20 protein-coding genes are annotated in these 25,395 nt (G+C 66.4%); 9 read left to right on the top strand and 11 right to left on the bottom strand.

Annotation, left to right across the window (positions count from 1 at the left end; genetic code table 11):
• Positions 1 to 68: 68 nt before the first annotated feature.
• From RBB34_RS11620 to RBB34_RS11670, 11 genes are all read right to left on the bottom strand, one after another.
• Entirely contained in the window at positions 69 to 1,592 is a 1,524-nt protein-coding gene (locus RBB34_RS11620) for an ABC transporter ATP-binding protein (RefSeq protein WP_306119393.1), read from the bottom strand.
• Between the two features lie 62 nt (positions 1,593 to 1,654).
• Positions 1,655 to 2,620 carry a BMP family ABC transporter substrate-binding protein gene (locus RBB34_RS11625; protein WP_306119394.1) on the bottom strand — a complete coding sequence of 322 codons (966 nt, stop codon included), beginning with the start codon at positions 2,618 to 2,620 and terminating at the stop codon, positions 1,655 to 1,657.
• Between the two features lie 235 nt (positions 2,621 to 2,855).
• On the bottom strand, positions 2,856 to 3,629 hold the full coding sequence (locus RBB34_RS11630) for an SDR family oxidoreductase (protein ID WP_306119395.1): 774 nt from the start codon (positions 3,627 to 3,629) through the stop codon (positions 2,856 to 2,858).
• A gap of 10 nt (positions 3,630 to 3,639) precedes the next feature.
• Complete coding sequence (locus tag RBB34_RS11635; protein WP_306119396.1) at positions 3,640 to 4,539, bottom strand: 2-oxo acid dehydrogenase subunit E2; 900 nt, start codon at positions 4,537 to 4,539, stop codon at positions 3,640 to 3,642.
• Between the two features lie 19 nt (positions 4,540 to 4,558).
• Positions 4,559 to 5,989 (bottom strand): NAD-dependent succinate-semialdehyde dehydrogenase, encoded by a 1,431-nt coding sequence (locus RBB34_RS11640; protein ID WP_306119397.1) that lies wholly within the window; start codon positions 5,987 to 5,989, stop codon positions 4,559 to 4,561.
• A 12-nt stretch (positions 5,990 to 6,001) separates the two neighbouring features.
• Positions 6,002 to 7,000 carry a biotin/lipoyl-containing protein gene (locus RBB34_RS11645; protein WP_306119398.1) on the bottom strand — a complete coding sequence of 333 codons (999 nt, stop codon included), beginning with the start codon at positions 6,998 to 7,000 and terminating at the stop codon, positions 6,002 to 6,004.
• Entirely contained in the window at positions 6,990 to 7,985 is a 996-nt protein-coding gene (locus tag RBB34_RS11650) for an alpha-ketoacid dehydrogenase subunit beta (RefSeq protein WP_306119399.1), read from the bottom strand. Before RBB34_RS11650 ends, RBB34_RS11645 begins: the two co-directional genes overlap by 11 nt.
• Positions 7,986 to 7,995: 10 nt before the next feature.
• Positions 7,996 to 8,997, bottom strand: coding sequence for a thiamine pyrophosphate-dependent dehydrogenase E1 component subunit alpha (locus RBB34_RS11655; RefSeq protein WP_306119400.1), 1,002 nt, complete (start codon positions 8,995 to 8,997; stop codon positions 7,996 to 7,998).
• Between the two features lie 12 nt (positions 8,998 to 9,009).
• Positions 9,010 to 10,308 carry a Xaa-Pro peptidase family protein gene (locus RBB34_RS11660; protein ID WP_306119401.1) on the bottom strand — a complete coding sequence of 433 codons (1,299 nt, stop codon included), beginning with the start codon at positions 10,306 to 10,308 and terminating at the stop codon, positions 9,010 to 9,012.
• A gap of 76 nt (positions 10,309 to 10,384) precedes the next feature.
• Positions 10,385 to 11,191 (bottom strand): SDR family oxidoreductase, encoded by an 807-nt coding sequence (locus RBB34_RS11665; RefSeq protein ID WP_306119402.1) that lies wholly within the window; start codon positions 11,189 to 11,191, stop codon positions 10,385 to 10,387.
• A gap of 16 nt (positions 11,192 to 11,207) precedes the next feature.
• The gene (locus tag RBB34_RS11670; protein ID WP_306119403.1) at positions 11,208 to 12,926 is read right to left on the bottom strand and encodes an extracellular solute-binding protein; all 1,719 of its coding nucleotides are present in this window, start codon (positions 12,924 to 12,926) and stop codon (positions 11,208 to 11,210) included.
• A 344-nt stretch (positions 12,927 to 13,270) separates the two neighbouring features.
• Between RBB34_RS11670 and RBB34_RS11675 the strand changes: the two genes are divergently transcribed.
• The 9 genes from RBB34_RS11675 (at position 13,271) to ngg (ending at position 25,389) form a co-directional block, all read left to right on the top strand.
• The gene (locus RBB34_RS11675; protein WP_306119404.1) at positions 13,271 to 14,215 is read left to right on the top strand and encodes a sugar ABC transporter substrate-binding protein; all 945 of its coding nucleotides are present in this window, start codon (positions 13,271 to 13,273) and stop codon (positions 14,213 to 14,215) included.
• 261 nt (positions 14,216 to 14,476) lie between these two features.
• A complete protein-coding gene (locus RBB34_RS11680) occupies positions 14,477 to 15,463 on the top strand; it encodes an ABC transporter permease (RefSeq protein ID WP_306119405.1) in 987 nt (328 codons plus the stop codon).
• A gap of 11 nt (positions 15,464 to 15,474) precedes the next feature.
• Positions 15,475 to 16,485 carry an ABC transporter permease gene (locus tag RBB34_RS11685; protein ID WP_306119406.1) on the top strand — a complete coding sequence of 337 codons (1,011 nt, stop codon included), beginning with the start codon at positions 15,475 to 15,477 and terminating at the stop codon, positions 16,483 to 16,485.
• A complete protein-coding gene (locus RBB34_RS11690; RefSeq protein ID WP_306119407.1) occupies positions 16,482 to 18,023 on the top strand; it encodes a sugar ABC transporter ATP-binding protein in 1,542 nt (513 codons plus the stop codon). The genes RBB34_RS11685 and RBB34_RS11690 overlap by 4 nt, the downstream gene beginning before the upstream one ends.
• Before the next feature lie 418 nt (positions 18,024 to 18,441).
• Positions 18,442 to 19,413 (top strand): ABC transporter substrate-binding protein, encoded by a 972-nt coding sequence (locus RBB34_RS11695; protein WP_306119408.1) that lies wholly within the window; start codon positions 18,442 to 18,444, stop codon positions 19,411 to 19,413.
• 183 nt (positions 19,414 to 19,596) lie between these two features.
• Positions 19,597 to 20,556, top strand: a complete 960-nt coding sequence (locus tag RBB34_RS11700; RefSeq protein WP_306119409.1) for an ABC transporter permease subunit — start codon at positions 19,597 to 19,599, stop codon at positions 20,554 to 20,556.
• 3 nt (positions 20,557 to 20,559) lie between these two features.
• The gene (locus RBB34_RS11705) at positions 20,560 to 21,627 is read left to right on the top strand and encodes a betaine/proline/choline family ABC transporter ATP-binding protein (RefSeq protein ID WP_306119410.1); all 1,068 of its coding nucleotides are present in this window, start codon (positions 20,560 to 20,562) and stop codon (positions 21,625 to 21,627) included.
• 147 nt (positions 21,628 to 21,774) lie between these two features.
• Positions 21,775 to 23,550, top strand: a complete 1,776-nt coding sequence (locus RBB34_RS11710) for an N-acetylglutaminylglutamine amidotransferase (RefSeq protein ID WP_306119411.1) — start codon at positions 21,775 to 21,777, stop codon at positions 23,548 to 23,550.
• A 6-nt stretch (positions 23,551 to 23,556) separates the two neighbouring features.
• Positions 23,557 to 25,389 carry an N-acetylglutaminylglutamine synthetase gene (ngg, locus tag RBB34_RS11715; RefSeq protein ID WP_306119412.1) on the top strand — a complete coding sequence of 611 codons (1,833 nt, stop codon included), beginning with the start codon at positions 23,557 to 23,559 and terminating at the stop codon, positions 25,387 to 25,389.
• The last annotated feature ends 6 nt before the right edge of the window (positions 25,390 to 25,395 follow it).

The raw sequence follows: 25,395 nt of genomic DNA on the forward strand, positions 1-25,395 counted from the left end.
CTTTGGGCCATCGTCAGCAACCGGACGCCCTACGCGACAAACTTCAAAAATGCTGCTTGACTCAAACATTAGGCTGCGACCTCCTGCGACCGGCCGGCCATGGCAAGGCCGACCGCGTTGCGGTCGACCGGTCCCTTGCTGGCGTCGAACTCGGCGACGATGCGGCCCTTGAACATCACGACGATGCGGTCGGACAGGGCCAGGATCTCGTCGAGTTCCGATGACACGATCAGCACGCCATCGCCTTCGTCGCGCGCATGCACGATGCGGCCGTGGATATACTCCACGGACCCCACGTCGAGCCCGCGCGTGGGCTGGGCGGCGACCAGCACCTTGGTGTCGCGCGACAACTCGCGCGCGACGACGAGCTTCTGCTGATTGCCGCCCGAAAGCTGGAAGGCCTTGGCATGCACGGAGGGCGTACGCACGTCGAAATCGACCGCGTTGCGGGCCGACTGCTCGAACACGGCCGGCCACCTTATCGCCGGACCGGCCGCAAAGCGGTCCTCGTAATAATTGTTCAGGGCCATGTTCTCGGCGATCGTGAAGTCGCCGATGATGCCGGTGCGCTGGCGGTCCTCGGGGATATGCGCCATGCCCATGGCATGGCGGTCGCGCACCGAGGCGCGGGTGATGTCCCGGCCATCGAAGATGATGGTGCCGCCATCGGGGCGTCGCAGCCCGGTGACGGCCTCGACGAGCTGCGACTGGCCATTGCCCTGCACGCCGGCAACGCCGACGATTTCGCCGCTTCTGACATCCAGCGAAACGTCGTCGACGATCAGGTCTCCGCTTTCGCGATAGACCGTCAGCCCGCGTATCTCCAACAGGACCTGGCCGGGCGCGAACGGCGCCTTGTCGACATCGAAGCTGACCGGGCGTCCGACCATCATCTCGGCAAGCTGCTGCTCGTTGACCTGTTTGGGGTCGCCGTGGCCGGTGATGCGGCCCGCACGCAGCACGCTGATGCGGTCGGCGATCTCAAGGATCTCGTCGAGCTTGTGGGTGATGAACACGATCGCCTTTCCCGCATCGCGCAGCGACCGGACGATGACGAAGAATTCCTCGACTTCCTGCGGGGTCAGCACGGCGGTCGGCTCGTCCAGGATGAGCACGTCCGCCGAACGGAACAGCACCTTGATGATCTCGACGCGCTGCTGGATGCCCACGGGCAGGTCTTCGATCAGCGCGTCGGGGTCGACTTCCAGTCCGTAGGTGTCGCCGATCTCGCGCACCTGGCGGCGTGCCGTGTTCAGATCGAGATAGTCCAGCCTCTGGGTCGGCTCGATGCCCAGGATCACGTTCTCGGCGACGGTGAACACGGGCACGAGCATGAAGTGCTGATGCACCATGCCGATGCCGGCGGCGATCGCATCGCCCGGCCCGCCAAAGGCCACCGGCTTGCCGTCGATGCGGATCTCGCCCTCATCGGGAGAATAAAGACCCGAAAGCACGTTCATCAACGTCGACTTGCCCGCGCCATTCTCGCCAAGAAGGCCGAGGACCTCGCCGGCGCGGATATCCAGATCGATGCCGTCATTGGCGACGACGGATCCGAAGCGCTTGGTGATGCCGCGCAGCTCAATGTCCATGACGCACTCCGGTAAAGCCGGCCGGCCGCGGTCGGGCCGGCCGTCGGGGCAGGGGCCTGCACCTATTGCGTCACGTCGACCTCGCCGGCGATGATGTCTTCGCGCAACTGCTCGATCTCGGCCTTCAGGTCGGCGGGCACGGCGTCCTCGAAGGCGTGGTAGGGCGCAAGGCTCACACCGCCGTTCTCGAGCGTGCCGACGATGACACCGCCTTCGAACGCGTCATTCATGGCCATTTCGATCACCTGGAAGACCGTGGCGTCCATCCGTTTCATGATCGACGTCAGATACACATCCTGTCGCTCCGGATCGGTGAAGTACAGATCGGCGTCGACACCGATGATCTTGAGCGCGTCCGTCCCCAGTTCGTCGGCCAGCGTTGCCGAGCCCAGACCGACCGGGCCGGCCACCGGCAGGACGATGTCGGCGCCCTCGTCATAAAGGTTCTGGGCAAAGGCGCGGCCATCATCGAGCGACTCGAAATTGTTGGTGAACAGGCCCTGTTCGCTCTCGGGGTCCCAGCCGAGCACTGTCACCTCCGCGTCCTTCTGTTCGTTGTAGAAGTCGACCCCGCGGGCGAAGCCGTTCATGAAGATCGTCACCGGCGGGATGTTGATGCCGCCGAAAGTGCCGACAATGCCCGTCTCGGTCATGCCGGCGGCAAGATAGCCGGCGAGAAACGCGGCCTGATCGGTCGCGAACACCTGGCCGACCACGTTCGGAAGCGGCGGCTCGTAGGCGAAGTCGACGATCGAGAACATCTGGTCGGGGTTGGCTTCGGCCGCTTCCCTCGTGGCGTCGCCCAGAAGGAAACCGACCGTGACGATCAGGTCGCACTCGCCCAGAAGCGAGTTGATGTTGGGCATGTAGTCGGTTTCCGCCTGCGACTCCAGAAAGCGAGCGTCGATGCCGAGCTGCTCCTGGGCCATCTGGACGCCTTCCCAGGCGGTCTGGTTGAACGAATTGTCGTCGATGCCGCCGGTATCGGTGACCTGGCATGCGGTGAAGGCGGCGGCCGAGGTGGCCATTCCGAACGTCAACGCAGCCGCAATCAGGGCCGCTTTCGCGAAAACAGGCCTGCTTCCCATGGTGCTTCTCCTCCAGTGATGATCCTGTCATGCGCGACGGCGTCACGCATGCATGGCGCGCCGGCACACGACATGATGCGGCGTTGACCGGCTCGCATGCTAGCAAGCAAGCCGTCATTCGGGCTTGACGTGAATCAAGCTGCGCTGTCTGGCGTGGTGCGCGCGAACGGGGCGGTCAGCGCGCCAGCCAGCCGCCGTCCACCGGCAGGATCGCGCCGTGCACGAACCGGGCCGCCTCGCTTGCAAGGAACACCACCGGGTCGGCGATCTCCTCGGCCGTGCCCCAGCGCCCGACCGGCACGCGCGCCATCAGTTCGGCGCTGCGCGCCTGGTCCGTCTGCAGCCCGGTGTTGATGTCGGTGGCGATATAGCCCGGCGCGATGGCGTTCACATTGACGTTTTGCGGCGCCCATTCATTGGCGAGCGCGCGCACGATCTGCGCGATCGCGCCCTTGCTCGCCGCATAGCCGGGCACGGTGATCCCGCCCTGAAAGCTCAGAATCGACGCCACGAAGACGATCTTGCCGCCGCCGCGCTCGATCATGCGCCGGCCGATTTCGCGCGAAAGGATGAAGGGCGCGCTCGCATTGACCTCCATCACATGGTCCCAGTCCGCATCGGCGTGCTCGGCCGCCGGCGCCCGGCGAATCGTGCCGGCATTGTTGACCAGAATGTCGATGGCGTGGTCGTCCGCATCGAGCGTTTCGACCAGCCGGTAGATTGCCTGCCGGTCGGCGAAGTCGCACCGATAGCCGGCAAAGCGCCCCCCATGTCCGGTAACGTCCGCTTCGACATCGCTGCCGGTGGGTTCAAGGCTGGCGCTGACGCCGACCACATCGGCCCCGGCCCGCGCAAGGCCCGCCGCGATCGCACGGCCGATGCCCCGCCGGCAGCCGGTGACGAGCGCCGTGCGACCGCTCAGGTCGAAGTGGGACAGGTCGCCGGCCATCACCGCGCCCTCACAGCAACAGCCGACGCGGGTCGGCGAGCAGACTGGCGTAGCGCGCCAGAAAACGCGCCGCATCGGCGCCGTTGATGACGCGGTGGTCGTAGGACAGGTCGAGCGGCGCCATCGGCACCGGCAGCCATTGCTCCTGGTCCCAGACCGGCACGGTCTGCATGCGGGTGATGCCCAAAATGGCGACCTCGGGCGGATTGACGATCGGCGTGAAGGCCGTCCCGCCAATGCCGCCCAGATTGGAGATCGACATCGATGCGCCGCCCATCTCCTCGGCGCGGATCTTGCGCGCCTGCGCGCGCGCCGCCAGATCGGCGATCTCGGCGGCGATGCGCCAAAGCCCCTTGCGGTCGGCCTCGCGAATGACCGGCACCATCAGTCCATGCGGCGTGTCCACGGCGATGCCGATGTGAACGTAGTGCTTGAGTATCAGCGTTTCGCCATCGGGCGACAGCGAGGCGTTGAAGCGCCCGAAGGCGCCGAGGCAATGGGCGAGCGCCTTGACGTGGAAGGCAAGAGCGGTCAGCCGCACCCCGCGCTCGGCCGCTTCGGTCTTGAGCGAAGCGCGCAAGGCCTCGACGGCGCGCATGTCGGCGCGGTCGTGATGGGTCACCTGCGGGATCAGCGCGTTGGCCGCCGACAGATTGTCCGAAGCAAGCCTTGCAAAGCGCGGCAGCGGTTCTTGCGACACCGCGCCATGGGCGCCATGGTCGACGGCCCAGTAGCCTGTCGGGCCCTGCCGTGCCTCGCCCTTGTCGCCGCCGCCGTTTCCATCGCCCAGATGCCTGTCGATGTCCTCGCGCGCCAGCGTCTGGCGGCCTGCGGCGCGGGCCACATGGTCGATGTCGACGCCCTTGTTGCCGGCATAGGCCCTGACCGAGGGGCTGGCCACGACGCTCATCGCATGTCCTTTCCGGCCGCTACCAGGCCGCCGAGATGTATTGCGTTTCCATGAATTCGAGCATGCCCTCATGGCCGCCCTCGCGGCCCAGACCCGACTGCTTGACACCGCCGAACGGCGCGGCCGGATCGGAGACCAGCCCGCGATTGAGACCGACCATGCCGTATTCGAGCCGTTCGCACACCTTCATGGCGCGTTTCATGTCCTCGCAGAAGACATAGGCCACCAGCCCGTATTCGGTGTCGTTGGCGCGGGCGATCACGTCCTGCTCGTCCGTAAACCGCTGGATCGCGGCGACCGGTCCGAAAATTTCCTCGCGCACGCAATCGGCATGGGCCGGCACGTCGGTGATCACCGTGGGCGGGTAGAAGAAGCCCGGCCCGTTCGGGATCGCACCGCCGAGCTTGAGCTGCGCGCCCTTTGCAAGCGCGTCGTCGACGAAGGCGACGACCTTGTCGCGCGTGTCGGCGTTGACCAGCGGGCCGACATCGACGCCCGCGTCGAGCCCGTTGCCCATCTTCAGCGCCGCCATCTTCTCGGTGAAGCGTTCGGTGAAGGCCGCGGCGACATCGTCATGGACGTAAAGGCGGTTCGCCGCCGTGCACGCCTCGCCGATATTGCGCATCTTCGCCAGCATGGCGCCCTCGACCGCCTTGTCGATGTCGGCGTCCTCGAAGACGATCAGCGGCGCGTTGCCGCCCAGTTCCATGGCTGGCTTGAGCACCTGGTCGGCGGCGGCGTGCAGCAGCTTGCGACCGACGCCCGTCGAGCCGGTGAACGAGATCACGCGCACGCGCGGATCGTGCAGCAGATGGTCGACCAGCGCGCCGGTACGCCGCGAGGGCAGCACGTTGACGAGCCCCGCCGGCACGCCCGCCTCCTCGAGCAGCGGCATCAGTGCCAGCATGGTCAGCGGGGTTTCCGAGGCCGGCTTGATGATGACCGGGCAGCCGGCGGCAAGCGCCGGGGCGATCTTGCGCGTGCCCATGGCGGCCGGATAGTTCCACGGCGTCACCAGCACGGCGATGCCCGCAGGCTTGTGCTGCACGATGATGCGAGCGCCCGAGGCGGGCGCGTGGGTGATCAGCCCGTCGGCGCGAACCGCTTCTTCGGAGAACCAGCGGAAGAACTCGGCCGCATAGGCCGCCTCGCCCATGGCGTCGGCCCGCGCCTTGCCGTTTTCCAGCGTGATCAGGCGCGCAAAGTCCTCGCGCCGCGCCGTCATCAGCTCGAATGCCTTGCGCAGCACCTCGGCGCGCTCGCGCGGCGGGCGTCCGGCCCAGTCCGCAAAGGCGGCCTGGGCCGCATCGAGCGCCGCATCGGCATCGGCGATCTCCGCCGAGGCAACCGATGCCAGCACCTCCTCGGTGGCCGGGTTGATCACGTCGAAGCGTTGGCCGTCCGCGCCCGGCCGCCAGGTTCCGTCGATGTAAAGGTCGGTATGGTCCATGGTGCCGGTGTCCTAGAGCAAGTGCCTGAGCGGCTCGGATATCCGACCGGCGAACGCATTGACAAGGGCGACCGCCTCGGTTGCGGCAAGCGCGCCTTCAAGCGCGATCGCCAAGTGCGCGCCGGCGTCGGCGATCTGGATCACCACCGCGTTCTCGCCGTCCCGGCGCATGGCCGTGATCGCGCTTCCGGTAAGATCGCGAACGATCAAGTCCGCCGGCCCGTCGGGTCCTGCCTCACAGGTGGCGGCGAGCGAAATCCGGTCCGGGTCGACCAGACGCGCCGGCGCCGTGGTGCCGGCCGTCTCGATGCCGACGCGGAGTTCGGTCTCGCGCCCGGTCGCCTCGCGCAGGGCCGCGGCGGCGAAGGCGGCGAACACGCGGCCGGGCTCGGCCGCAGCGCCGGTCTCGGCGGCGATGAATTCGAGCAGTTCATCGAACTGGGCGCGCGGCGCTTGCGCCTCGATCCGCGTTGCGGCGGCCGCTGCCGGCGCGGTGGCAGGCACGGCGCGCAGGACCTCGAGATCGGCGACATGGTAGGGCGGCCGGGCGCCGCTCCGCGCCAGGTGCCCCAGATCGAGCCCCTGCTCGCGCGCCAGCCGCCGTGCCTTGGGAGAAGCCAGGATGCGGCCATCGCCGGCCGCTGCGACCGGCGCGGCCTGCGGCGTCGGCTCGCGCGGGGTTTCGGCCGGGGCTGCCCGTTCCGACGGGGCGGGCCGGGCGTCTTCGACCTGCGGCTCGGGCGCGGCCGGCTCGACAGTGACAGCGGCATCCTCGGTGTCGGCGATCACCGCGACCACTTGCCCGATGGGCACATGCTCGCCCGCCGCCGCCGCGACGCCGGACAGGAAGCCGTCGACCTGCGCTTCGACCTCCATCGTCGCCTTATCGGTCTCGACCTCCATCAGCCCCTCGCCGGCCTTGACCGCGTCGCCCGGCTGCTTGAGCCAGGCGACGATCAGCCCGGTGTCCTGGGCCATGCCGAGTGCCGGCATGATCACGTCATGCGGCATCGAACACCTCGCCGCGAACGCACAGCCGCGCCCGTTCGGCCACCTGCTCGGCGGTCGGCACGGTCAGATCCTCGAGCGCCGGCGAGAACGGCACCGGCACATCCATCGCGCCCATGCGCTGCACTGGCGCGTCGAGATGGTAGAACGCCTTCTCACCGATGCGGCTGGCGATTTCGGCGGTCACGCCATAGCTCCGATGGCCTTCGTCGATCACGATCGCGCGGGATGTCCTGCGCACGGAATCAAGGATGGTGTCTTCGTCCAGCGGCACGATGGTGCGCGGGTCGATCACCTCGGCGGAAATGCCCTCGCGCGCCAGCGTCTCGGCCGCGCCCAGCGCCACCTGCACCATGGACGAGGTGCCGATCAGCGTGATGTCGCGGCCCGGCCGCACGATCTCGGCCCGGCCGAACTCGATCAGATATTCGGTGTCCGGCACTTCGGCCTTGTCGTTGTACATCAGCTTGTCTTCGAAAATGACGACCGGATTGTCGTCGCGGATCGCCGTCTTCATCAGACCCTTGGCCTCATAGGCCGAGGACGGCAGCGCCACCTTGAGCCCGGGAATGTGCGCGACCAGCGTATGCAGGGACTGCGAATGCTGCGCGGCCGAACGGCGCGTCGCACCCAGATTGGTGCGCAGCACCATCGGCACAGTGAGCTTGCCGCCGGACATGTAGTGGGTCTTGGCGGCCTGGTTGCACAGCTGATCCATGACCAGGAACAAGAAATCGCCGAACATCAGATCGACGATCGGCCGCGATCCGGTCATCGCCGCGCCCACCGCGATGCCGACGAAACCCGGCTCGGAGATCGGCGTGTCGATGATCCGTTCGGGCCCGAACTCCTCGACCAGTCCGGACAGCACCTTGAACGGCGTGCCTGCCTCGGCGACATCCTCGCCGATCAGGAAGATCGTCTCGTCGCGCCGCATTTCCTCGGCGATGGCCTGGTTGACGGCCTTTGCCAGCGTGATCTCGGCCATGATCGTCTCCTTAAAGCGCGCGCAGCGCCGGCGTTTGCGCATGCACATGCATGGCGACCTCGCCCGCATCGGGGTAGGCGGCGGCTTCCGCGTAGGCGACCGCTTCCTCGGCCGCCCCGCGTTCCTCGGCGTCGATGGCGGCAAGGTCGTCCGCGCCGGCAATGCCCTGCTCGCTCAGCCAGCGGCCGAAATTGGCGATCGGGTCGCGCTCGGACTTCCACAGCGCTTCCTCGTCCTTTGACCGGTAGTAGCCGCGATTGATGTCGCCGACATGGTGGCCGTGATAGCGATAGGTATCGAGCTGGACGAAGAAGGGTCCCTCGCCCTTGCGCGCCCGTTCGACGAGATCCTGCGCCAGCCGGTTGACGGCGAGCACGTCCTGGCCGTCGACGCGATGCGCCTCGATGCCGAAGGCTTCGGCCCGTGCCGTCAGTTCGCCGGCCGCCATCTCCTCGACCCTGGTGTACTCGCCATAAAGATTGTTCTCGCACGCATAGATGACCGGCAGCCGCCACAGCGCGGCCATGTTCATCACCTCGTAGAGCAGTCCCTGGCCGAGCGCGCCGTCGCCGAAAAAGCACACCGTGACATCGTCGCGCCCGGCGCGCCTGGCCGAAAGCGCCGCACCGGTGGCGATGCCCGCCGAGCCGCCGACGATCGCGTTGGCGCCCAGATTGCCGTTGTCCTGATCGGCGATGTGCATCGAGCCGCCCTTGCCCCGGCAATAGCCCTCGGCCTTGCCGAGCAGTTCGCAGAACATCGGACGGAACTCGGCGCCCTTGGCGACGCAATGGCCATGGCCGCGATGGGTGGAGGTGATCTTGTCGTCGACGCGCAGTGCTTCGCAGATGCCGACCGCCACCGCCTCCTGTCCCGAATACATGTGGGTCAGGCCCGGCATCTTGGCCGCAAGGTAGAGCTGGTTGGCGTTGTCCTCGAACACCCGGATGCGCACCATTTGCCGGTACATGCGCAGATAGCCCTGACGATTGGTCTTCGGATCGGCGGTCATGGCGGCGCGGCCTCAATAGCGGTTGGCGATGGGCAGGTCTTCGGCCGGGAACAGGCTGATCACCTCGCAGCCCCTGTCGGTGACAACGACCTCCTCCTCGATACGCGCGGCGGAATAGCCGTCGGTGGCCGGGCAGTAGGTTTCCAGTGCGAACACCATGCCGGTCTCGATCACCATCGGGTTCTCGAGGCTGACCGCGCGCGAGATGATCGGCCGCTCGTGCAGCGCCAGCCCAAGGCCGTGGCCGAATTGCAGGCCGAAGGCGGAGAGTTCGTCGGGAAAGCCGAAATCGGGCGCGGCGGGCCACAGCGCGGCGACGGCGTCGGTGGTCACGCCCGGCTTGATCGCCTCGATGGCCGCATCGAGCCACTCGCGAGCCTTGACATAGGCGTCCACCTGCACCGGCGTCGCCCGGCCGACATTGAAGGTGCGATAGTAGCAGGTGCGATAGCCCTGATAGCTCTGCAATATGTCGAAGAAGGCCTGGTCGCCGGGCCGGAACAGGCGGTCGGTGAAATTGTGCGGATGCGGATTGCAGCGCTCGCCGGAGATGGCGTTGATCGCCTCCACATCGTCCGAGCCCATCTCGTAGAGCATCTTGTTGGCCATGGCGACGATGTCGTTCTCGCGCACGCCCGGCTTCAGCTCCTCCGAGATCATGTGATAGACCCCGTCGACCATCGAGGCGGCCTGGTTGAGAAGCTGGATCTCGTCGATATTCTTGATCTCGCGCGCCGACAGCATGATCTGCTGGCCGTCGACCACCGTGATTCCGGCCTCCTGCAGGGCGAAGAACATCGCCGTCTCCGCATAGTCGACGCCGACCGGCATGTCGCCGACCCCGGCCTGCCTGAGAAGGTCCGCGATCTCCTCGGCATAGCGTTTCATCAGCCCGAAGGCGGGCGGGATCGTCCCGCGCATGCCGACCACTCCGGCGCGGCAGCGCTCGGGGTCGAGCCAGTCGCAATATTCGCGGTGGTGGACCGCCGCCGAGCCGAAATCCCAAACATAGGGCTCGCCGTCGCCGGCCAGAAGCGCGAAGCGGCACATCTTGTCGCGCTCCCACTCGCCGATCTTGGTGCCCGACACGTAGCGGATGTTGTTGACGTCGAACAGCAGCAGCGCCCCGCAATCGGACTTGGCGAGCGCCTCCCTTGCGCGGGAGAGCCGATAGCGCCGCAGCCGGTCGTGATCGACGCGTCTCTCGAAATCGACGGCCATGTGGCCGAGCGCCGGGATATGCCGGTCCCAGCGCCAGTTCGGCTCGAGGTCGGTCGGTTGCAGGATGCGTGGGTTCAGGGCCTGGTTCATTCTTGCCTCCCCGCGCGCTGGGGCGCGTTTCGATGGGTCTGATTGCGCGCCGCCCCTTGGCGGATGCGCACGATCGTCACTGGATGCACCAGCCGCCGTCGATGTGGATCATCTGGCCGGTCATGTAATCGCTGTCGGAGCTGGCAAGGAACGCCGCCGTGCCCTTGACGTCGTCGGGATAGGAGACCCGCTTGATCTTCAGCTCGTTGGCGACGATGTCCTCGTAGGCCTGGCCCTCGCGCTTCTTGAAGCCGATCTCGATGAGGTCCTTGTCGAGTTGCTCCCACAGCGGGGTGACCACCACGCCCGGCGCATAGCCGTTGACGGTGATGTTGTGCTCGGCCAGTGCCACCGCGCCGCAATGGGTCAGCGCCAGGCAGCCATATTTGGAAGTGCAGTAGACCGTGACGTCGACCAGCGGCTTGCGCGAGGCGATCGAGCCGACATTGATCAGCTTGTAGGGGTAGTCCTGCCTGCCCTGGGCGATCATCTGTCTGGCCGTCTCCTGCATGCCCAGCCACATGCCCTTGGTGTTGACGTCCATGATGTGGTCCCAGTTGTCCTCGTCGATATCCATGAAGAAGCGCGGCTTGTTCAGCCCGGCGTTGAACACCCCCACATTGATCGGTCCGAAGGCCTCGACGGTGGCGGCGACCGCCGCCGCATTGTCCTCGCGCCTGGTCACGTCCATCCGGACCGCGATCGCCTCGCCATTGCCGCGCCGGTTGATCGCGTCGGCGACGCGCCGGGCCTGCTCGACATCGATATCGCCCAGGCACACATTGGCGCCCTGCTCGGCGAAGTGCTCGGCATTGGTCGCGCCCATTCCCTGGGCCGCCCCCGTGATCAGGATGTTCTTTCCCTTCAGGCGATTGGAATCCATCGTCTCCTCCCTCGTGTCATCGATGCCCGGGCTGCTCGAGCGCCTCTTCGGCCCGCCCTTGCGCAGCGCGCAGCGCCTGGCGCGGCGACTGGATGCCGCGCAGCATGTCGTGGAATTCCTCGCCGCAGATCTGGATGATCCGGTTGATCTGCGGAATCGGCGGGCGCGGCCAGAACTGCAGTTCGTCGCGCCAGGACATGGCGTCGACCGCCTCGAAGATCGGCGACGAGCCGCGCACCTCCGGATCGGCGCCGACCGAATAGCGCGGATTGGTGCGGCTGCCGTTCTGGATGTAGAGCTTTTGCGCCTCGGGCGACGTGAAGACGATCAGCGCCTCGGCCACCGCCTCGAGCCGCTCGGGCGCGATATTGGCCGGCACGCACAGCACATAGCCGCCGACCGGCGCGACGGGTGCGGCACCCGGTCCGGCCGGATGCGGCAGGTAGCCGGTCTGGCGCGCCGCCGGCGAATCCGGGTCGAGCTCGAAATAGGGCGCCAGCAGCGTGTATCCGTAGGCCATGGCGATCTCGCCGGCCGCATAGGGGCGCACGCGCTCGTACCACGACATCGACAGGATGTAGGGCGGCGAGTATTTCAGCAGCGCCATCAGATATTCGGCCGCCGCCAGCCCGGCCTCGGTGTCGATGGTCGGCCGATGCCCGCCCTCGGCGAGGCGGTCGGTGTCGAAGCCGCCGGCGGAACGCGGCAGATCGATCACCGGCTGGCCGAAATCGGCCAGCGTCATCAGGAAGGTATGGCCGAGCGCGGTGCCCCGGGCCGCGTTCCAGGCGATGCCGTAGCGCCCCTGCGTGGGGTCGTGCAGCGCCTCGGCCGCCCTGAGCACGTCCGCGGTGCGTCGCGGCGGCTCGAGCCCGGCCCGGGCGAACAGGTCGCGGCGATAAAAGAACAGCTCCGGCGTCGTCTGCGCCGGCACCCCGTAGGCCCTTCCGCCCCAATGCGCCGCCTTCCAGCCCGCCGTATGGAAATCGGCCGGGTCGAGCCGGGCCGGGTCCAGCGCCCGGTCGAGCGGCATCAGCATGCCGCGCTCGACGAACTCGCCCACCCACGGCAGGTCGACGGCGATGATGTCGTACCGGCTCGTCTTGCGCTCGGCGTTCTTGATCGCCTCGGCATGCAGCCGGTCGATCGAGAAGGCGCGCTGGTTGATCTGCGTGCCGATGACCTGCTCGAACTGCCGCTTGAGCGTGTCCATGACCATGAAGGTCGGATCGCCATGGACAAGAACGCGCACGCCGCCGGCGATCTTCAGCGGCTCGGGCAGCACCTGCAGCGGCGGTATCGACTGCGCCGCCAGATAGGACGCTCCGAAATAATAGTCGCGCGCCTCGTCGCGCGGCGCGCCCCATTCGAAGCTCTGCTCGGCGAGCCGGCGCGTGCGGGCGGTGAACTGCATCCAGGCGTCGACCAGCTTGTCGCTGGGATGCATGGAGTAGGTCTTGCCCGAGCGCGTGCGCGGCCGCTGCTCGATCAGCCCGGCTTCGACCATCGCCTTCAACCGCCGGCTGGCGGTCGCATAGGGCACGCCGGACGCGCCGATCAGCGATGTCGGCGTCACCGTCTTGGCTTCCAGATGGCTGCGGATGAGATGCAGGGACATGCGAAAATACGGATTGGGCGCAGACACTTCCAGGGCATGCTCGAGCTCGTCGCAAAAGTCCTCCACGAAGGACAGCGTGCGCAGGACTTCGTCCCGGTCGCGCGGCGAGACCGCCATGGTCTGTGCGCTTGCTCCTCCCGATTGCGTGGCCTCGTGTCGGACGCGCCGGCCAGCGCCCCCGTTCACGTCTGCCCGCCTGTCGCGGGCGTTCGATTCTGACGGTCGCTGGCTGTTCACTTGCGCCTCCCATGCAAAATGTCCAAAATGACGCACCGACCATACGGGCAAAATATCCATATCCGATACGAAAATTCTCAGATTGGATATCTTCCGGACTCCAGCCGGAAGGTTCCTTCGGCACTGTGATCGGCGATCACCCGGGATTCGGGTGGCCGTTGACGGCTGGTCCGCTGGCCGCGACGCGAGCATTGTTTGTTGGGAGAAATCGGGAGGAGTACCAGATGACCAAGCGCATCACGCTTGCCGCCACCACCGCACTTGCCGGGCTGATGCTGGCCGGCGCCGCTCAGGCGGAGACGATCACCATCGGCATCACGCAGAACAATGTCGGTGTCGACAGCTACCAGACCACCTATGAGAAGGCCTTCATCGAGGCCGCCGAGGCCAATGAGAACGTCGAGGCCATCGTGCTCGACGCCGGCGGCGACGTCGCCCGCCAGATCGCCCAGATCCAGGACTTGATCCAGCAGGAAGTCGACGCGATCATCATCTGGCCGACCAACGGCAAGGCCGTCGTGCCCGCCGTTCGCAAGGCCGATCAGGCCGGCATTCCGGTGGTCATCACCAATTCGAACATCGCCGAGGAGGGCTTCGAGTTCATCGAGTCCTTTTCCGGACCCGACAACATCACCCAGGGCGCCTATTCGGCGGAACTGATGTGCGACGCGCTCGACGGCGAGGGCCAGATCGTGCAGATCTCCGGCCAGCCCGGCTACACCACCGCCATCGAGCGCCAGAAGGGCTTCGAGGATCGCCTCGCCGAGGCCTGCCCCGGCGTCACGATCATGGAGACCCAGCCCGGCGACTGGAATCGCGAGAAGTCGCAGCGCGTCATGGAGTCCTTCCTGGTCAAGTATGACGAGATCGATGGCGTGTATTCGGGCGACGACAATATGGGCGTGGGCGCGCTCAACGCGGCCAAGGCCGCCGGCCGGGCCGACGGCATGATCTTCGTGGGCGCGACCAACTTCGCCGTCGGCTACGAGGCGATGGGCCGCGGCGAGTATTACGGTTCGATCTACCAGTCGCCGGTCGACGATGCCAGGAACGCGCTCGCAACCGCGATCGCCGTCGTCAATGGCGAGGACGTGCCTTTCCTCAACTACTTCGATACGCCAAAGATCACCCAGGAGAACATGGAAGAGTTCTCCAAGCCCGTTTTCTGAGGCACAACGACCATGCGGCGCGGGACGCTTGACGCCCGCGCCGCCTGCGGCTTGGCACGGCCGCCCGATCCGCTATCCTGCGCCAGCGGGCGCATGGCAGCCGATCGCGCCGGGAGGAGACGCGGCGCGGGCCGTCGGGGCACCGCGCAAGCCCGTAGCGCCCGAACCCTTGGGGAGCGCGCAAGGCCACGACCATCGAGCGTCATGTTCGCCGCCCGGGCCGGCGGGCAAGGGCCGTCACGGGCCGGGAGGAGGCAGACATTGGCATCGACCACGTCACCGGACCGCATCAAGGATCTGACGACCGTTCTGGCGCGTCAGGGCATCCTCATTGCCTTCATCCTGTTCATGATCGGCTTCGGGCTCGTTTCCGACCGCTTCCTGACGCCGGAGAACCTGATGACCGTGGTGCGCCAGTCGGCCATCATCGGGGTCATGGCGATCGGCGTGACGGTTGTCGTCCTCAGCGGCAATCTCGACCTTTCGGTCGGCTCGATGCTGTCCTTCGCCACGGTGCTGGTGGTCGATCTGCACGACAAGCTCGGCGCCGCGCCCGCCATCGGCGTGATGCTGGTGGCAACGCTGTGCATCGGAGCGATCAACGGATTTCTCGTCGGCTTCCTGCGCCTGAACTCGCTCATCGTCACGCTCGGCATGCTGTCGGCGATCCAGGGCGTCACGCTGATCTATTCGGGCGGCAAGAATGTCGACATCGCCGATCAGGAAACCACCTGGTTCGCCATCTTCGGCCGCGGCGAGGTGCTGGGCATGGCAACGCCCATCGTCATCTTCCTGGGGCTCGCGGCGATCATGCATCTGGTCATTGCCTATACGCCCTATGGCAGGCGCATCTACGCCGTCGGCGGCAATCCCACCGCCGCGGTCTTCTCGGGGATCCGGCGCAACCGGGTCGTGTTTTCGACCTATCTGGTCTCGGCCTTCTGCGTGGGCATCGCCGCAATCATACTCGGCAGCCGCGTCATGGGCTCGCAGAACAATGTCGGCCAGGGCTATGAACTGCTCGTGCTGTCGGCCGTCATCCTGGGCGGCACCTCGCTTCTGGGCGGTTCGGGTACGATCTGGAAGACCGTCATCGGCGTGCTGATCCTGGGCTTCATCCAGAACGGGCTGCTGCTGCTCGGCTTTCCCTATTTCGCCCAGTGGATCGTCACCTGGATCGTCATCATCCTCGCCGTCTGGCTGGACGTCGCCGCCAAGCGCGGCCGGCTGTTCTCGCCGATCGCGTAAGGGAGCCGGCCATGGCCCAAGTTCTGTCGACACCGACCGCACCACGCCTTTCCGGCGCGTTCCGATGGCTGCTGCGCCATCCCATCTGGGGCTTCGTGGCGGTGGTCTTCATCTTCTTTTCCTTCGCCACCGCGCACTTCTTCGACGTTCAGAACCTGCAGAACGTGCTGGTGCAGACCTCGACGATCGGCCTGATCGCGCTCGGCATGACGCTGGTCATGATCAATGGCAATATCGACCTGTCTGTCGGCGCCACGCTCGCCCTTGCCGCCAGTCTGACCGTCGACATCATGGGCTGGCCGGTCTTCGCCGACTGGGGCAACTGGCAGCTCCTGCCGGCGGTCCTGGCCGGCCTTGCGGCCGGTGTCGCCATCGGCGCGCTCAACGGCATCATCGTATGGAAGACGGGCGTCGACGCCTTCATCGTCACCCTGGGCGCCATGCTCGGCGTGCGCGGCCTGGTCTTCGTCTACACCGAGGAGCAGTCCTTCTACGCCATGAACTTCGCCTATTCCGATTTCGGCGCCAGCTCCATCGGTCCGCTGCCCACGCTCGCGGTCATCTTCATCGTCTGCGCCATCGCCATCCATCTGCTGCTGTCGCAGACCGTCCACGGCCGCAACACCTACGCAGTCGGCGGCAATCGCGAGGCGGCGGTCAATGCCGGCATTCGGGTCGGCCCGCACATGGTCGTCAACTTCATGATCGTCGGCTTCTTCGCCGCGCTCGCCGGCATCACCCTGTCCACGCAAATGGGCGCTTCCACGCCCAATCTTGGCCGCGACTACGAATTGTGGGTGATCACCGCCGTGGTCCTTGGCGGCACCAAGCTGACCGGCGGGGCCGGCAACATCATCGGCACGCTGGGCGGCGTGCTCGCCATCGGCATCCTGCGCAACGGCATGAACCTGATGCAGGTGCCGGCCTTCTACGTGCTGGTCATCCTGGGCACGATCCTGATCGCGGTGCTTTTCCTGGACAAGCAGCTCAACCGCAAGGGCGAAGAGGAGTTGCGCCTGTGACCGAAAGCGAACCGACACTTCGCCTTGAGGGCATCGTCAAGACCTTTCCCGGCGTGCGCGCGCTCGACGGCGTCAGCTTTGAGGTCCGCGCCGGCGAGGTGCACGCGCTGCTTGGCGAGAACGGCGCCGGCAAGTCGACGCTGATGAAGGTGCTCGCCGGCATGTACCAGCCCGATGCCGGACAGATCGTCGTCAGCGGCAGGCCTGTCGTCATGCGCAACCCGATCGAGGCCAAGCACAACGGCGTCATCCTCATCCACCAGGAGCTGTCGCTGGCCGAAGAGATGAGTGTGGCCGAGAACATCTTCCTGGGCGAGTTGCCGCGCCGGCGCTGGGGCTTTGTCGACTGGAAATCGCTGCACGAGCGCGTCGCCACCATCCTCGACAAGCTCAATTGCGATTTCGGCCCGCGCACGCGCATCGACACGCTGTCGATCGCCAAGAAGCAGATGGTCGAGATCGCCCGCGCGCTCACGCACCAGGCCCGGATCGTCGTCTTCGACGAGCCCACCGCCTCGCTCACCGACCAGGAAAAGGTCGTCCTGTTCGACATCATCCGCGACCTGCAAAGGGACGGCGTCGGCATCGTCTACATCTCCCACCGCATGGAGGAGATCTTCACCATTTCCAACCGCATCTCCGTGCTGCGCGACGGGACCCATCGTGGCACGCTCGAGACCGCCGAAACCGACGAGGACGAGGTCACGCGCCTGATGATCGGGCGCAGCCTGAGCTATGAGCGCAACCGCGAGGCCCCCGACGTCGGCGATGTCGCGCTCGCCGTCGAGGGCCTGTCCTGCGGCAGGCTGTTCGACGACATCGGTTTCGAACTGCGCGCCGGCGAGGTGCTGGGCTTTTACGGTCTGGTCGGCGCCGGCCGAACCGAGCTCGCCGAAACCCTGTTCGGCCTGCGCAGGCCCACTGCCGGCCGCATCGTGCTCGGCGGCAGCGAGGCACGCATCGACTCCTCGGTCGAGGCCATCCGGCAGGGCATTTCGCTGGTGCCCGAAAGCCGCAAGGAACAGGGCCTGGTCTTGTCCATGAACTGCCGTGACAACATGACGCTGCCGCAGATCGACGATCTGACGGCCGGCCCGTTCGTCTCCAATGGCGGCGAGATCGCGATCTACGACATGTATCGCGACCAGCTCGACATCAAGGCGCCGAGCTGGCGCCAGCTCGTCCAGTTCCTGTCCGGCGGCAACCAGCAGAAGATCGTCATCGGCAAATGGCTTGCCATGAAGCCGCGCGTGCTGATTGTCGACGAGCCCACGCGCGGCATCGATGTCGGCTCGAAGGCCGAGATCCACAATCTGCTGCGCGAACTGGCGCGGTCGGGCTACGCGGTCATGGTCATTTCCTCGGAGATGCCCGAGGTGCTGCATGTCTCCGACCGCATCATCGCCATGTATCAGGGGCGGATCACCCGGCAGTTCACCGCCGCCGAGGTCAATGAGGACAACCTCGTCCAGGCGATCTCCGGCATCGGTCCGGGGAGCGGCGGCAAGGCCCGGCCGATCGGCGCGCAGGCGGCCTGAACACGGTGATCGGGCGACCTCTCCGGTGTCGCAATTGGACCATTGTGACAATTTCGAGGCGATTTCTTCGGTCGGCTTGCCGGCCGAAAAGGCCTTGTGCGCCAATGGCTTCAGGCTCGTCTCACCGGCCAGGGGCATCGCCCCTGCACGCATTGGGGGTTGACCTTGGTCGCTGATTGGCCATGCTTATGAGAGGCAACAGGTGGAGGCTCGCCATTCGGGGCAGAAAGAAAAAATTGGATCGATACCGGTCGGATTGCCGCTTCTGCGCGAATGTCGTGAGACCACGGGAACGCCCCCCGGCTTTCTGACGTTGCTCTTTTGGACAGGACCGCAAGCGCGGACTGGTTGCCCGCTTCGGGCGTCTTACCGCTTCCGGCTTCTGGTCCCCCGATGTTCTGCTCAACAGGAGTTATTCATGCGTAAACTCGCACTTGCCACATGTGTCGGCGCCGCCATGTTCCCGGCCGCCGCACTCGCCCAGGACGACGGCTGCGGCGAAGTCTCGATCACCGAGATGAACTGGGCTTCGGCCTCGATCGTCACCCAGGTCGCCAATTTCATCATGGAACAGGGTTACGGCTGCGACGTGACGATCGTTCCATCGGACACCGTGCCGGCCGTGACGTCGGTGGCCGAGAACAACGAGCCCGATATCCTCACCGAACTGTGGCGCAACTCGACCGGCGAAGTCTATCAGCGCCTCGTCGACGAGGGTAAGATCGAGCCGGTTGCCGACGTGCTCGATCCCGGTGGCGTCGAAGGCTGGTGGATCCCGACCTATCTCGCCGAGGAGCATCCCGAACTGACCGATCTCGAGGGCGTGCTCAACAACCCCGAACTCGTCGGTGGCCAGTTCAACAACTGCCCGGACGGCTGGGGCTGCCGGGTCGTCAACGACAATCTGATCCGCGCCATCGATCTGGAAGACCATGGCATCGAGGTCTTCAACCACGGTTCGGGCGAAACGCTCGCCACCTCGATGGCCTCGGCCGTCGAGAACGAGGAACCCTGGTTCGGCTACTACTGGGGCCCGACCGTGCCGCTCGGCAAGTACGACATGACCCAGGTCGACCTCGGCGAGGTCAAGCCGGACGTTCACGCGGCGAACGCCACGCCGGACAATCCGGACCCGCAGGTCTCCGACTTCCCCGCCGCGCCGGTGCTGACCGTCGTCACCAGCGACTTCGGCGAGCGCGAGCCGGAAATCGTCGAGTTCCTATCGAACATGACCTTTCCGACCGAGCTGATGAGCTCGCTGCTGGCCTGGCAGGACGAGAACAGCGCCTCGGGCGAGGAAGCGGCCGTCTACTTCCTGCAGAACAACACCGAGCTGTGGTCTGAGTGGATCAACGACGCCGCGCGCGAGAATCTCTCGGGCCTTCTGTAAGGCTCCCCGTTAACGGATGAACACCGGACAGGGCCGTCAGCCGGCCCTGTCCTCTCTTTATTGAACAGGGGGCGCCGCCCGACACCAACCGGCGCTTGATTGATGGCAACATATGATTTCGTGTTCGACGCGCTTGGCTTGCGCGGGTGGTGCGACGCAGGCGGCTCTCAGGCGCCTGCTTCGATGTCCGACCTGCTCGCTCAGGCCCAGGGCGCCGATGCTCCGGCACCGTCCCTGTGGGATCTGCCGTTCCCCTCGCTCGACGCGCTGAACGAAGCCTGCGGCCGCATCCCGCAGTCTCGCGATCTCACGCGCGGGCTCGAGCAGGGTTTCCTCGACATCAAGGACGCACTGTCGCTCGTCCTCGACCCGATCACGCAGCCACTGAGCTGGATGCTCAATGGCGCGCTGTGGACGATCCTGAACACGCCGTGGTGGATCGTCATTCCGGCGCTTTTGCTCGTGACCTTCTTCGTGGCGCGCTCATGGGGCCTGGTCGGCTTCGTTGCGGCCTGTATCGGTCTGCTGGCCTTCATCGACCACTATGAATTCGCCATGCAGACGCTGGCCATCATATTCGTCTGCGCCTTCCTGTGCGTGCTGCTGGGCGTGCCCATCGGCATCGGCATGTCACGGTCCGATGCGGCACAGCGCGCGATCATACCCGTGCTCGACATGCTGCAGACGCTGCCGCCCTTTGTCTATCTCATTCCGCTGATCTTTCTGTTCAGCGTCACCGAACCCAAGCTCTACGGCATCGCGATCATCCTTTACGCCATCGTGCCGGTCATCCGGCTGACGGACCTGGGCATCCGGCTGGTCGATCCGGCCGTCATCGAGGCCGCCGACGCCTTCGGCATGACCGACCGGCAGAAGCTCTACGGCGTGCAGGTGCCGCTGGCGCTGCCCAACATCATGGCCGGCGTCAACCAGACGATCATGATGAGCCTGGCCATGGTGGTGATCGCCTCGCTGGTCTCCGCGCCAGGGCTCGGCGTGCTGGTGCTGCGCGGCATCCGCAATCTCGAACTGGGCGTGGGCCTCGTCGCCGGACTGGGGATCGTGCTGCTGGCGATCATCCTCGACCGCGTGACCAAGGCATCGCTGGCCCGCGTCAACGCTTCGCAGAAGGCCGGGGGCTGAACGATGAGCGACGAAGCCGTCAAGATTCGCATCCGCGAGCTCTACAAGATCTTCGGCGAGGACCCGCAAGCGGCCCTCGAACAGGTCAAGGCCGGCATGTCCAAGCCCGAACTGCTCGACCAGACCAACCACGTGCTCGGCCTGTCGGACATCAATGTCGACATCCGCGACGGGCTGACCACGGTGATCATGGGGCTGTCGGGCTCGGGCAAGTCCACGCTGATCCGGCACCTCAACCGCCTGATCGAGCCGACCGCCGGCGAGGTGCTGGTCGACGGCGAGGACATACTGGACTACGGCCCGGCGCAGCTGCGCGACCTGCGGCGCCGGCGCATGTCCATGGTGTTCCAGAAATTCGCGCTCTTCCCGCACCGGACGGTGCTGGAGAACGCCGCGCTGGCGCTGGACGTGCGCGGCATCGCCCGTGCCGAATACGAAAAGGAAGCCACCAAATGGCTCGACCGTGTCGGTCTTGGCGGCAATGAATCGCAGTTCCCGCATCAGCTTTCGGGCGGCATGCAGCAGCGCGTCGGCATTGCCCGGGCATTGGCGTCGAACTCCGAGATCATGCTCATGGACGAGGCCTTCTCGGCGCTCGACCCGCTGATCCGCACCGACATGCAGAACCTGCTCGTCGAACTGCAGGCCGAACTGCAAAAGACCATCGTGTTCATCACCCACGATCTGGACGAGGCGCTCAAGCTCGCCGACCATCTGGTCATCCTCAACGAGGGCGCCGTCGTCCAGCAGGGCGAGCCGCAGCACATCCTGCTGCATCCGGCCGATCCCTACATCGAGGACTTCGTGTCCGACATCAACCGGGCGCGCGTGCTCAAGGTGCGCTCGGTCATGACCCGGGACGAGGGGCCGGCGGGACCGATCGCCGGCGAGGTCGACCAGGAAGCGACGCTCGAGGACGTCATCTCCATTTCCGAGGGCGACATCTCCAAGAACTATCTGGTCACCAAGGACGGCCAGCGGGTCGGAACGCTGAAGATGAAGGATCTGGTCAAGGCGCTGGTGCCCTCCAAGCCCGCCGAGGACGGCATCCGCGTCAAGATGAGCGCCTGACCGACCGGAAGAACCCGACGACATGGCACGGTGCGGCCGGAACGCCGCGCCGACCGCGAGGGTTATCCCGGGATCGCGTGTTGATCCCGCCGCACCCCTGCGTCACAACAGAACCGATCGCAATCCGACGAAAGGCCGCTTTCCGATATGTGTGGAATTGCCGGAGAAATCCGCCTTGACGACGACTTCGCCGACCCCCGTGCCGTGGCGACGATGGTCGACGCGCTGGCGCCGCGCGGCCCCGATGGCAGCGGCGTGCTCGCCCAGGGACGGGTCGCCTTCGGCCACCGCCGCCTGAAGATCATCGATCTGTCCGACAAGGCCGCCCAGCCCATGGCCGACCCGGCGCTGGGGCTGAGCATCGTCTTCAACGGGTGCATCTACAACTATCCCGAACTGCGCGCCGAACTCGCCGCCGCCGGCTACCACTTCTTCTCCGACGGCGACACCGAGGTCGTCCTCAAGGCGTTCCACAAATGGGGCGAGGCGTGCGTGACGCGCTTTCACGGCATGTTCGCCTTCGCCATCCATGACCGCGACAGCGGCCGCGTGACGCTGGCGCGCGACCGGTTCGGCATCAAGCCGCTCTACCTTGCCGAAGGTCCGGGGCGCCTGCGCTTTGCCTCCACCCTGCCGGCGCTGCTCGCCGCCGGCGAGGTCGACACGCAGATCGACCCGGGCGCGCTGCACAACTACATGTCCTTTCACGCCGTCGTGCCGCCGCCGCGCACCATCCTTCGGGGCGTGCGCAAGCTGCCGCCGGCGACAACGCGCACCATCGAGCCCGACGGGCGGACACGCGACCGGCTCTATTGGGAGCCCTCCTATGAGCGGCGCGCCGAAGATGGCGGCCTGACCGCCGATGACTGGCGCGACCGCGTGCTCGCCGCGCTGCGCACCGCCGTGCGGCGCCGCATGGTCGCCGATGTGCCCGTCGGCGTGCTCCTGTCGGGCGGTGTCGATTCCTCGGTCATTGTCGGTCTTCTCGCCGAGGAGGGCCAGAAGGATCTGATGACCTTTTCGATCGGCTTCGAGGAGGCGCATGGCGAAAAGGGCGACGAGTTCGTCTATTCCGACCTGATCGCCGAGCGCTTCGGCACGCGCCACCACAAGATCTTCGTGCCCGGCGACGACATGATGACCCATCTGCCCGAGGCGATCGCCGCCATGTCCGAGCCGATGGTTTCATACGACAATATCGGCTTCTACCTGCTCAGCCGCGAGGTTTCCAAACACATCAAGGTGGTGCAGTCGGGTCAGGGCGCCGACGAGGTGTTCGGCGGCTATCACTGGTATCCGCCGCTCGCCCATTCCAACGACGTCGCCGCCGACTATGCCCGGGTGTTCTTCGACCGCAGCCATGCCCGGCTCGCCGAGCATCTGTCGCCGCAATGGCTGGCGGACCGCGACGACAGTTTCGAACTGGTGCGCGATCACCTGATGCGGCCGAACGCGGCGACCCCGGTCGACCGCGCGCTGCGCCTTGATTCCCATGTCATGCTGGTCGACGATCCGGTCAAGCGGGTCGACAACATGACCATGGCCTGGGGGCTTGAGGCGCGCGTGCCCTTTCTCGACCACGAACTGGTCGAACTGGCCGCCTCGATCCCGCCCCAGTTCAAGCTTGCCCATGAGGGCAAGGGCGTCCTCAAGGAGGCCGCGCGGCTCGTCGTTCCCTCCGAGGTGATCGATCGCAAGAAGGGGTATTTCCCCGTGCCGCAGCTCAAATACATCCAGGGGCCGTTTCTCGACATGGTTCGCGACGCGCTGACCTCGCAGGCGGCGCGCGAGCGCGGCCTGTTCCGGCAGAGCTATCTCGACGCCCTGTTCGAGAGCCCGGCCGAGCACATCACCCCGCTGCGCGGATCGGAACTGTGGCAGGTCGCCCTTCTTGAGATGTGGCTGCAAACGCACGACATGTAAGGGTACATGACCAAGGGCAAGGACAGCTCCAAGACGTGGGCCGGCGGACGCGAGCGCCAGCACGGCGATGCCTATGCCCATCGCCTCAAGCGCATGCGCGAGCAGGGCCTCAAGCCGCCCATCGCCCATCACGGCAATGACGCCGACCAGATGAAGCCCGAGTTCGCGCTCGATTGCGGCTGGGGCCGGCTCGTCTTCGCCCAGACCTTCGAGACCGCCGAACCCCTGACCGCCGCCCTGCGCGGAGAGCAGCCCGACCAGCGCGACATCGCCGTCTATGTGCGCAACCCGCACGTGCTGCTGGCCCATGCCCCGCAGGAGCTGTTCCTCGACCCCTCGCACACTTTCCGGCTCGATCTTTCGCACTACCGGCCCTCTCGCCGGCCGATCAAGGGCTACTTCATCCGCCGGCTGACCTCGCAATCGGATGCCGAGGCGATCAACCGCATCTATGCCAGCCGCTCCATGGTGCCCGTACCGCCGGAATTCTTCTGGTCCAAGCGCGATGCGCGCACCATCGTCTATTTCGTCGCCGAGGATGAAAAGACCGGCGAGGTCATCGGCACCGTCACCGGCGTCGACCACATGCGCGCCTTCAACGATCCCGAGCGCGGCGCCTCGCTGTGGTGCCTGGCCGTCGATCCGGCGGCGCGCCATCCGGGCATCGGCGAGGCGCTGGTGCGGCGGCTGGCCGAATACTTCATCGCGCGCGGCGCGGCCTTTCTCGACCTGTCGGTGATGCATGACAACGAGCAGGCCATCAAGCTTTACGAAAAGCTCGGCTTCGAGCGCGTCTCCTTCTTTTCGGTCAAGCGCAAGAACCCGATCAACGAGACCCTGTTCACCGGCCCCGAGCCGGACCACGATCTCAATCCCTACGCCACGATCATCATCGACGAGGCGCGCCGCCGCGGAATCCATGTCGACATCGTCGACGCCAGGGGCGGCTTCTTCCGCCTGACCCAGGGCGGCCGCTCCATCCTGTGCCGGGAAAGCCTGTCGGAGCTGACCACGGCCGTGGCCATGTCGATCTGCGACGACAAGGCGGTCACGCGCCGCATCGTCGGCGCGGCCGGCGTGCGCGTGCCCGAACAGTTGTCCGGCGATGCCAGCCCCGACGAGATCGCCGAGTTCGTCGCCCGTTTCGGCACGATCGTCGTCAAGCCGGCGCGCGGCGAGCAGGGCAGGGGCGTCTCGGTCGGCCTGTCCGATATGGACGATATCGAGGCGGCGATCGCGGCCGCGCGCGAGGTGTCGGACACGGTCCTGCTCGAGGAGTGCGTCGAGGGCGAGGATCTGCGGCTGGTTGTCATCAATTTTCGCGTGGTCGCCGCCGCCGTGCGCCGCCCGCCAGTGATCGTCGGCGACGGCGAGCGCTCCATCGCCGACCTGATCGCCGCGCAGAGCCGCCGCCGTGCCGCCGCAACGGGCGGGGAATCGCGCATTCCGCTCGATGCGGAGACCGAGCGCACCGTGGCCCAGGCCGGCTATGCGCTGGAGGACATTCTGCCCGCCAGGACCCAGCTCGCCGTGCGCCGCACCGCCAATCTGCACACCGGCGGCACGATCCACGACGTCACCGACACGGTCAATCCGGTGCTGGTCGAGGCCGGCATCAATGCCGCCCGCGCCATCGACATCCCGGTGACGGGCATCGACCTGATGGTGCGCTCGCCGCATGAGGCCGACTACGCCTTCATCGAGGCCAATGAGCGGCCCGGCCTTGCCAATCACGAGCCGCAGCCGACCGCCGAGCGCTTCATCGATCTGTTGTTTCCGCTGTCCATGCCCGCCTCGGCGCGGCAGGCGCTGCGGCAGGCCGGCGACCCGGCGCCGTAGCCGCGC

The organism is Roseitalea sp. MMSF_3546, from assembly GCF_030732865.1.
Lineage (GTDB): Bacteria > Pseudomonadota > Alphaproteobacteria > Rhizobiales > Rhizobiaceae > Roseitalea.

Coding starts and splice junctions, on each gene's coding strand:
- RBB34_RS11620 (WP_306119393.1), bottom strand. CDS start 1,592: ATGGACATTGAGCTGCGCGGCATCACCAAGCGCTTCGGATCCGTCGTC.
- RBB34_RS11625 (WP_306119394.1), bottom strand. CDS start 2,620: ATGGCCACCTCGGCCGCCGCCTTCACCGCATGCCAGGTCACCGATACC.
- RBB34_RS11630 (WP_306119395.1), bottom strand. CDS start 3,629: ATGGCCGGCGACCTGTCCCACTTCGACCTGAGCGGTCGCACGGCGCTC.
- RBB34_RS11635 (WP_306119396.1), bottom strand. CDS start 4,539: ATGAGCGTCGTGGCCAGCCCCTCGGTCAGGGCCTATGCCGGCAACAAG.
- RBB34_RS11640 (WP_306119397.1), bottom strand. CDS start 5,989: ATGGACCATACCGACCTTTACATCGACGGAACCTGGCGGCCGGGCGCG.
- RBB34_RS11645 (WP_306119398.1), bottom strand. CDS start 7,000: ATGCCGCATGACGTGATCATGCCGGCACTCGGCATGGCCCAGGACACC.
- RBB34_RS11650 (WP_306119399.1), bottom strand. CDS start 7,985: ATGGCCGAGATCACGCTGGCAAAGGCCGTCAACCAGGCCATCGCCGAG.
- RBB34_RS11655 (WP_306119400.1), bottom strand. CDS start 8,997: ATGACCGCCGATCCGAAGACCAATCGTCAGGGCTATCTGCGCATGTAC.
- RBB34_RS11660 (WP_306119401.1), bottom strand. CDS start 10,308: ATGAACCAGGCCCTGAACCCACGCATCCTGCAACCGACCGACCTCGAG.
- RBB34_RS11665 (WP_306119402.1), bottom strand. CDS start 11,191: ATGGATTCCAATCGCCTGAAGGGAAAGAACATCCTGATCACGGGGGCG.
- RBB34_RS11670 (WP_306119403.1), bottom strand. CDS start 12,926: ATGGCGGTCTCGCCGCGCGACCGGGACGAAGTCCTGCGCACGCTGTCC.
- RBB34_RS11675 (WP_306119404.1), top strand. CDS start 13,271: ATGACCAAGCGCATCACGCTTGCCGCCACCACCGCACTTGCCGGGCTG.
- RBB34_RS11685 (WP_306119406.1), top strand. CDS start 15,475: ATGGCCCAAGTTCTGTCGACACCGACCGCACCACGCCTTTCCGGCGCG.
- RBB34_RS11695 (WP_306119408.1), top strand. CDS start 18,442: ATGCGTAAACTCGCACTTGCCACATGTGTCGGCGCCGCCATGTTCCCG.
- RBB34_RS11700 (WP_306119409.1), top strand. CDS start 19,597: ATGTCCGACCTGCTCGCTCAGGCCCAGGGCGCCGATGCTCCGGCACCG.
- RBB34_RS11705 (WP_306119410.1), top strand. CDS start 20,560: ATGAGCGACGAAGCCGTCAAGATTCGCATCCGCGAGCTCTACAAGATC.
- RBB34_RS11710 (WP_306119411.1), top strand. CDS start 21,775: ATGTGTGGAATTGCCGGAGAAATCCGCCTTGACGACGACTTCGCCGAC.
- ngg (WP_306119412.1), top strand. CDS start 23,557: ATGACCAAGGGCAAGGACAGCTCCAAGACGTGGGCCGGCGGACGCGAG.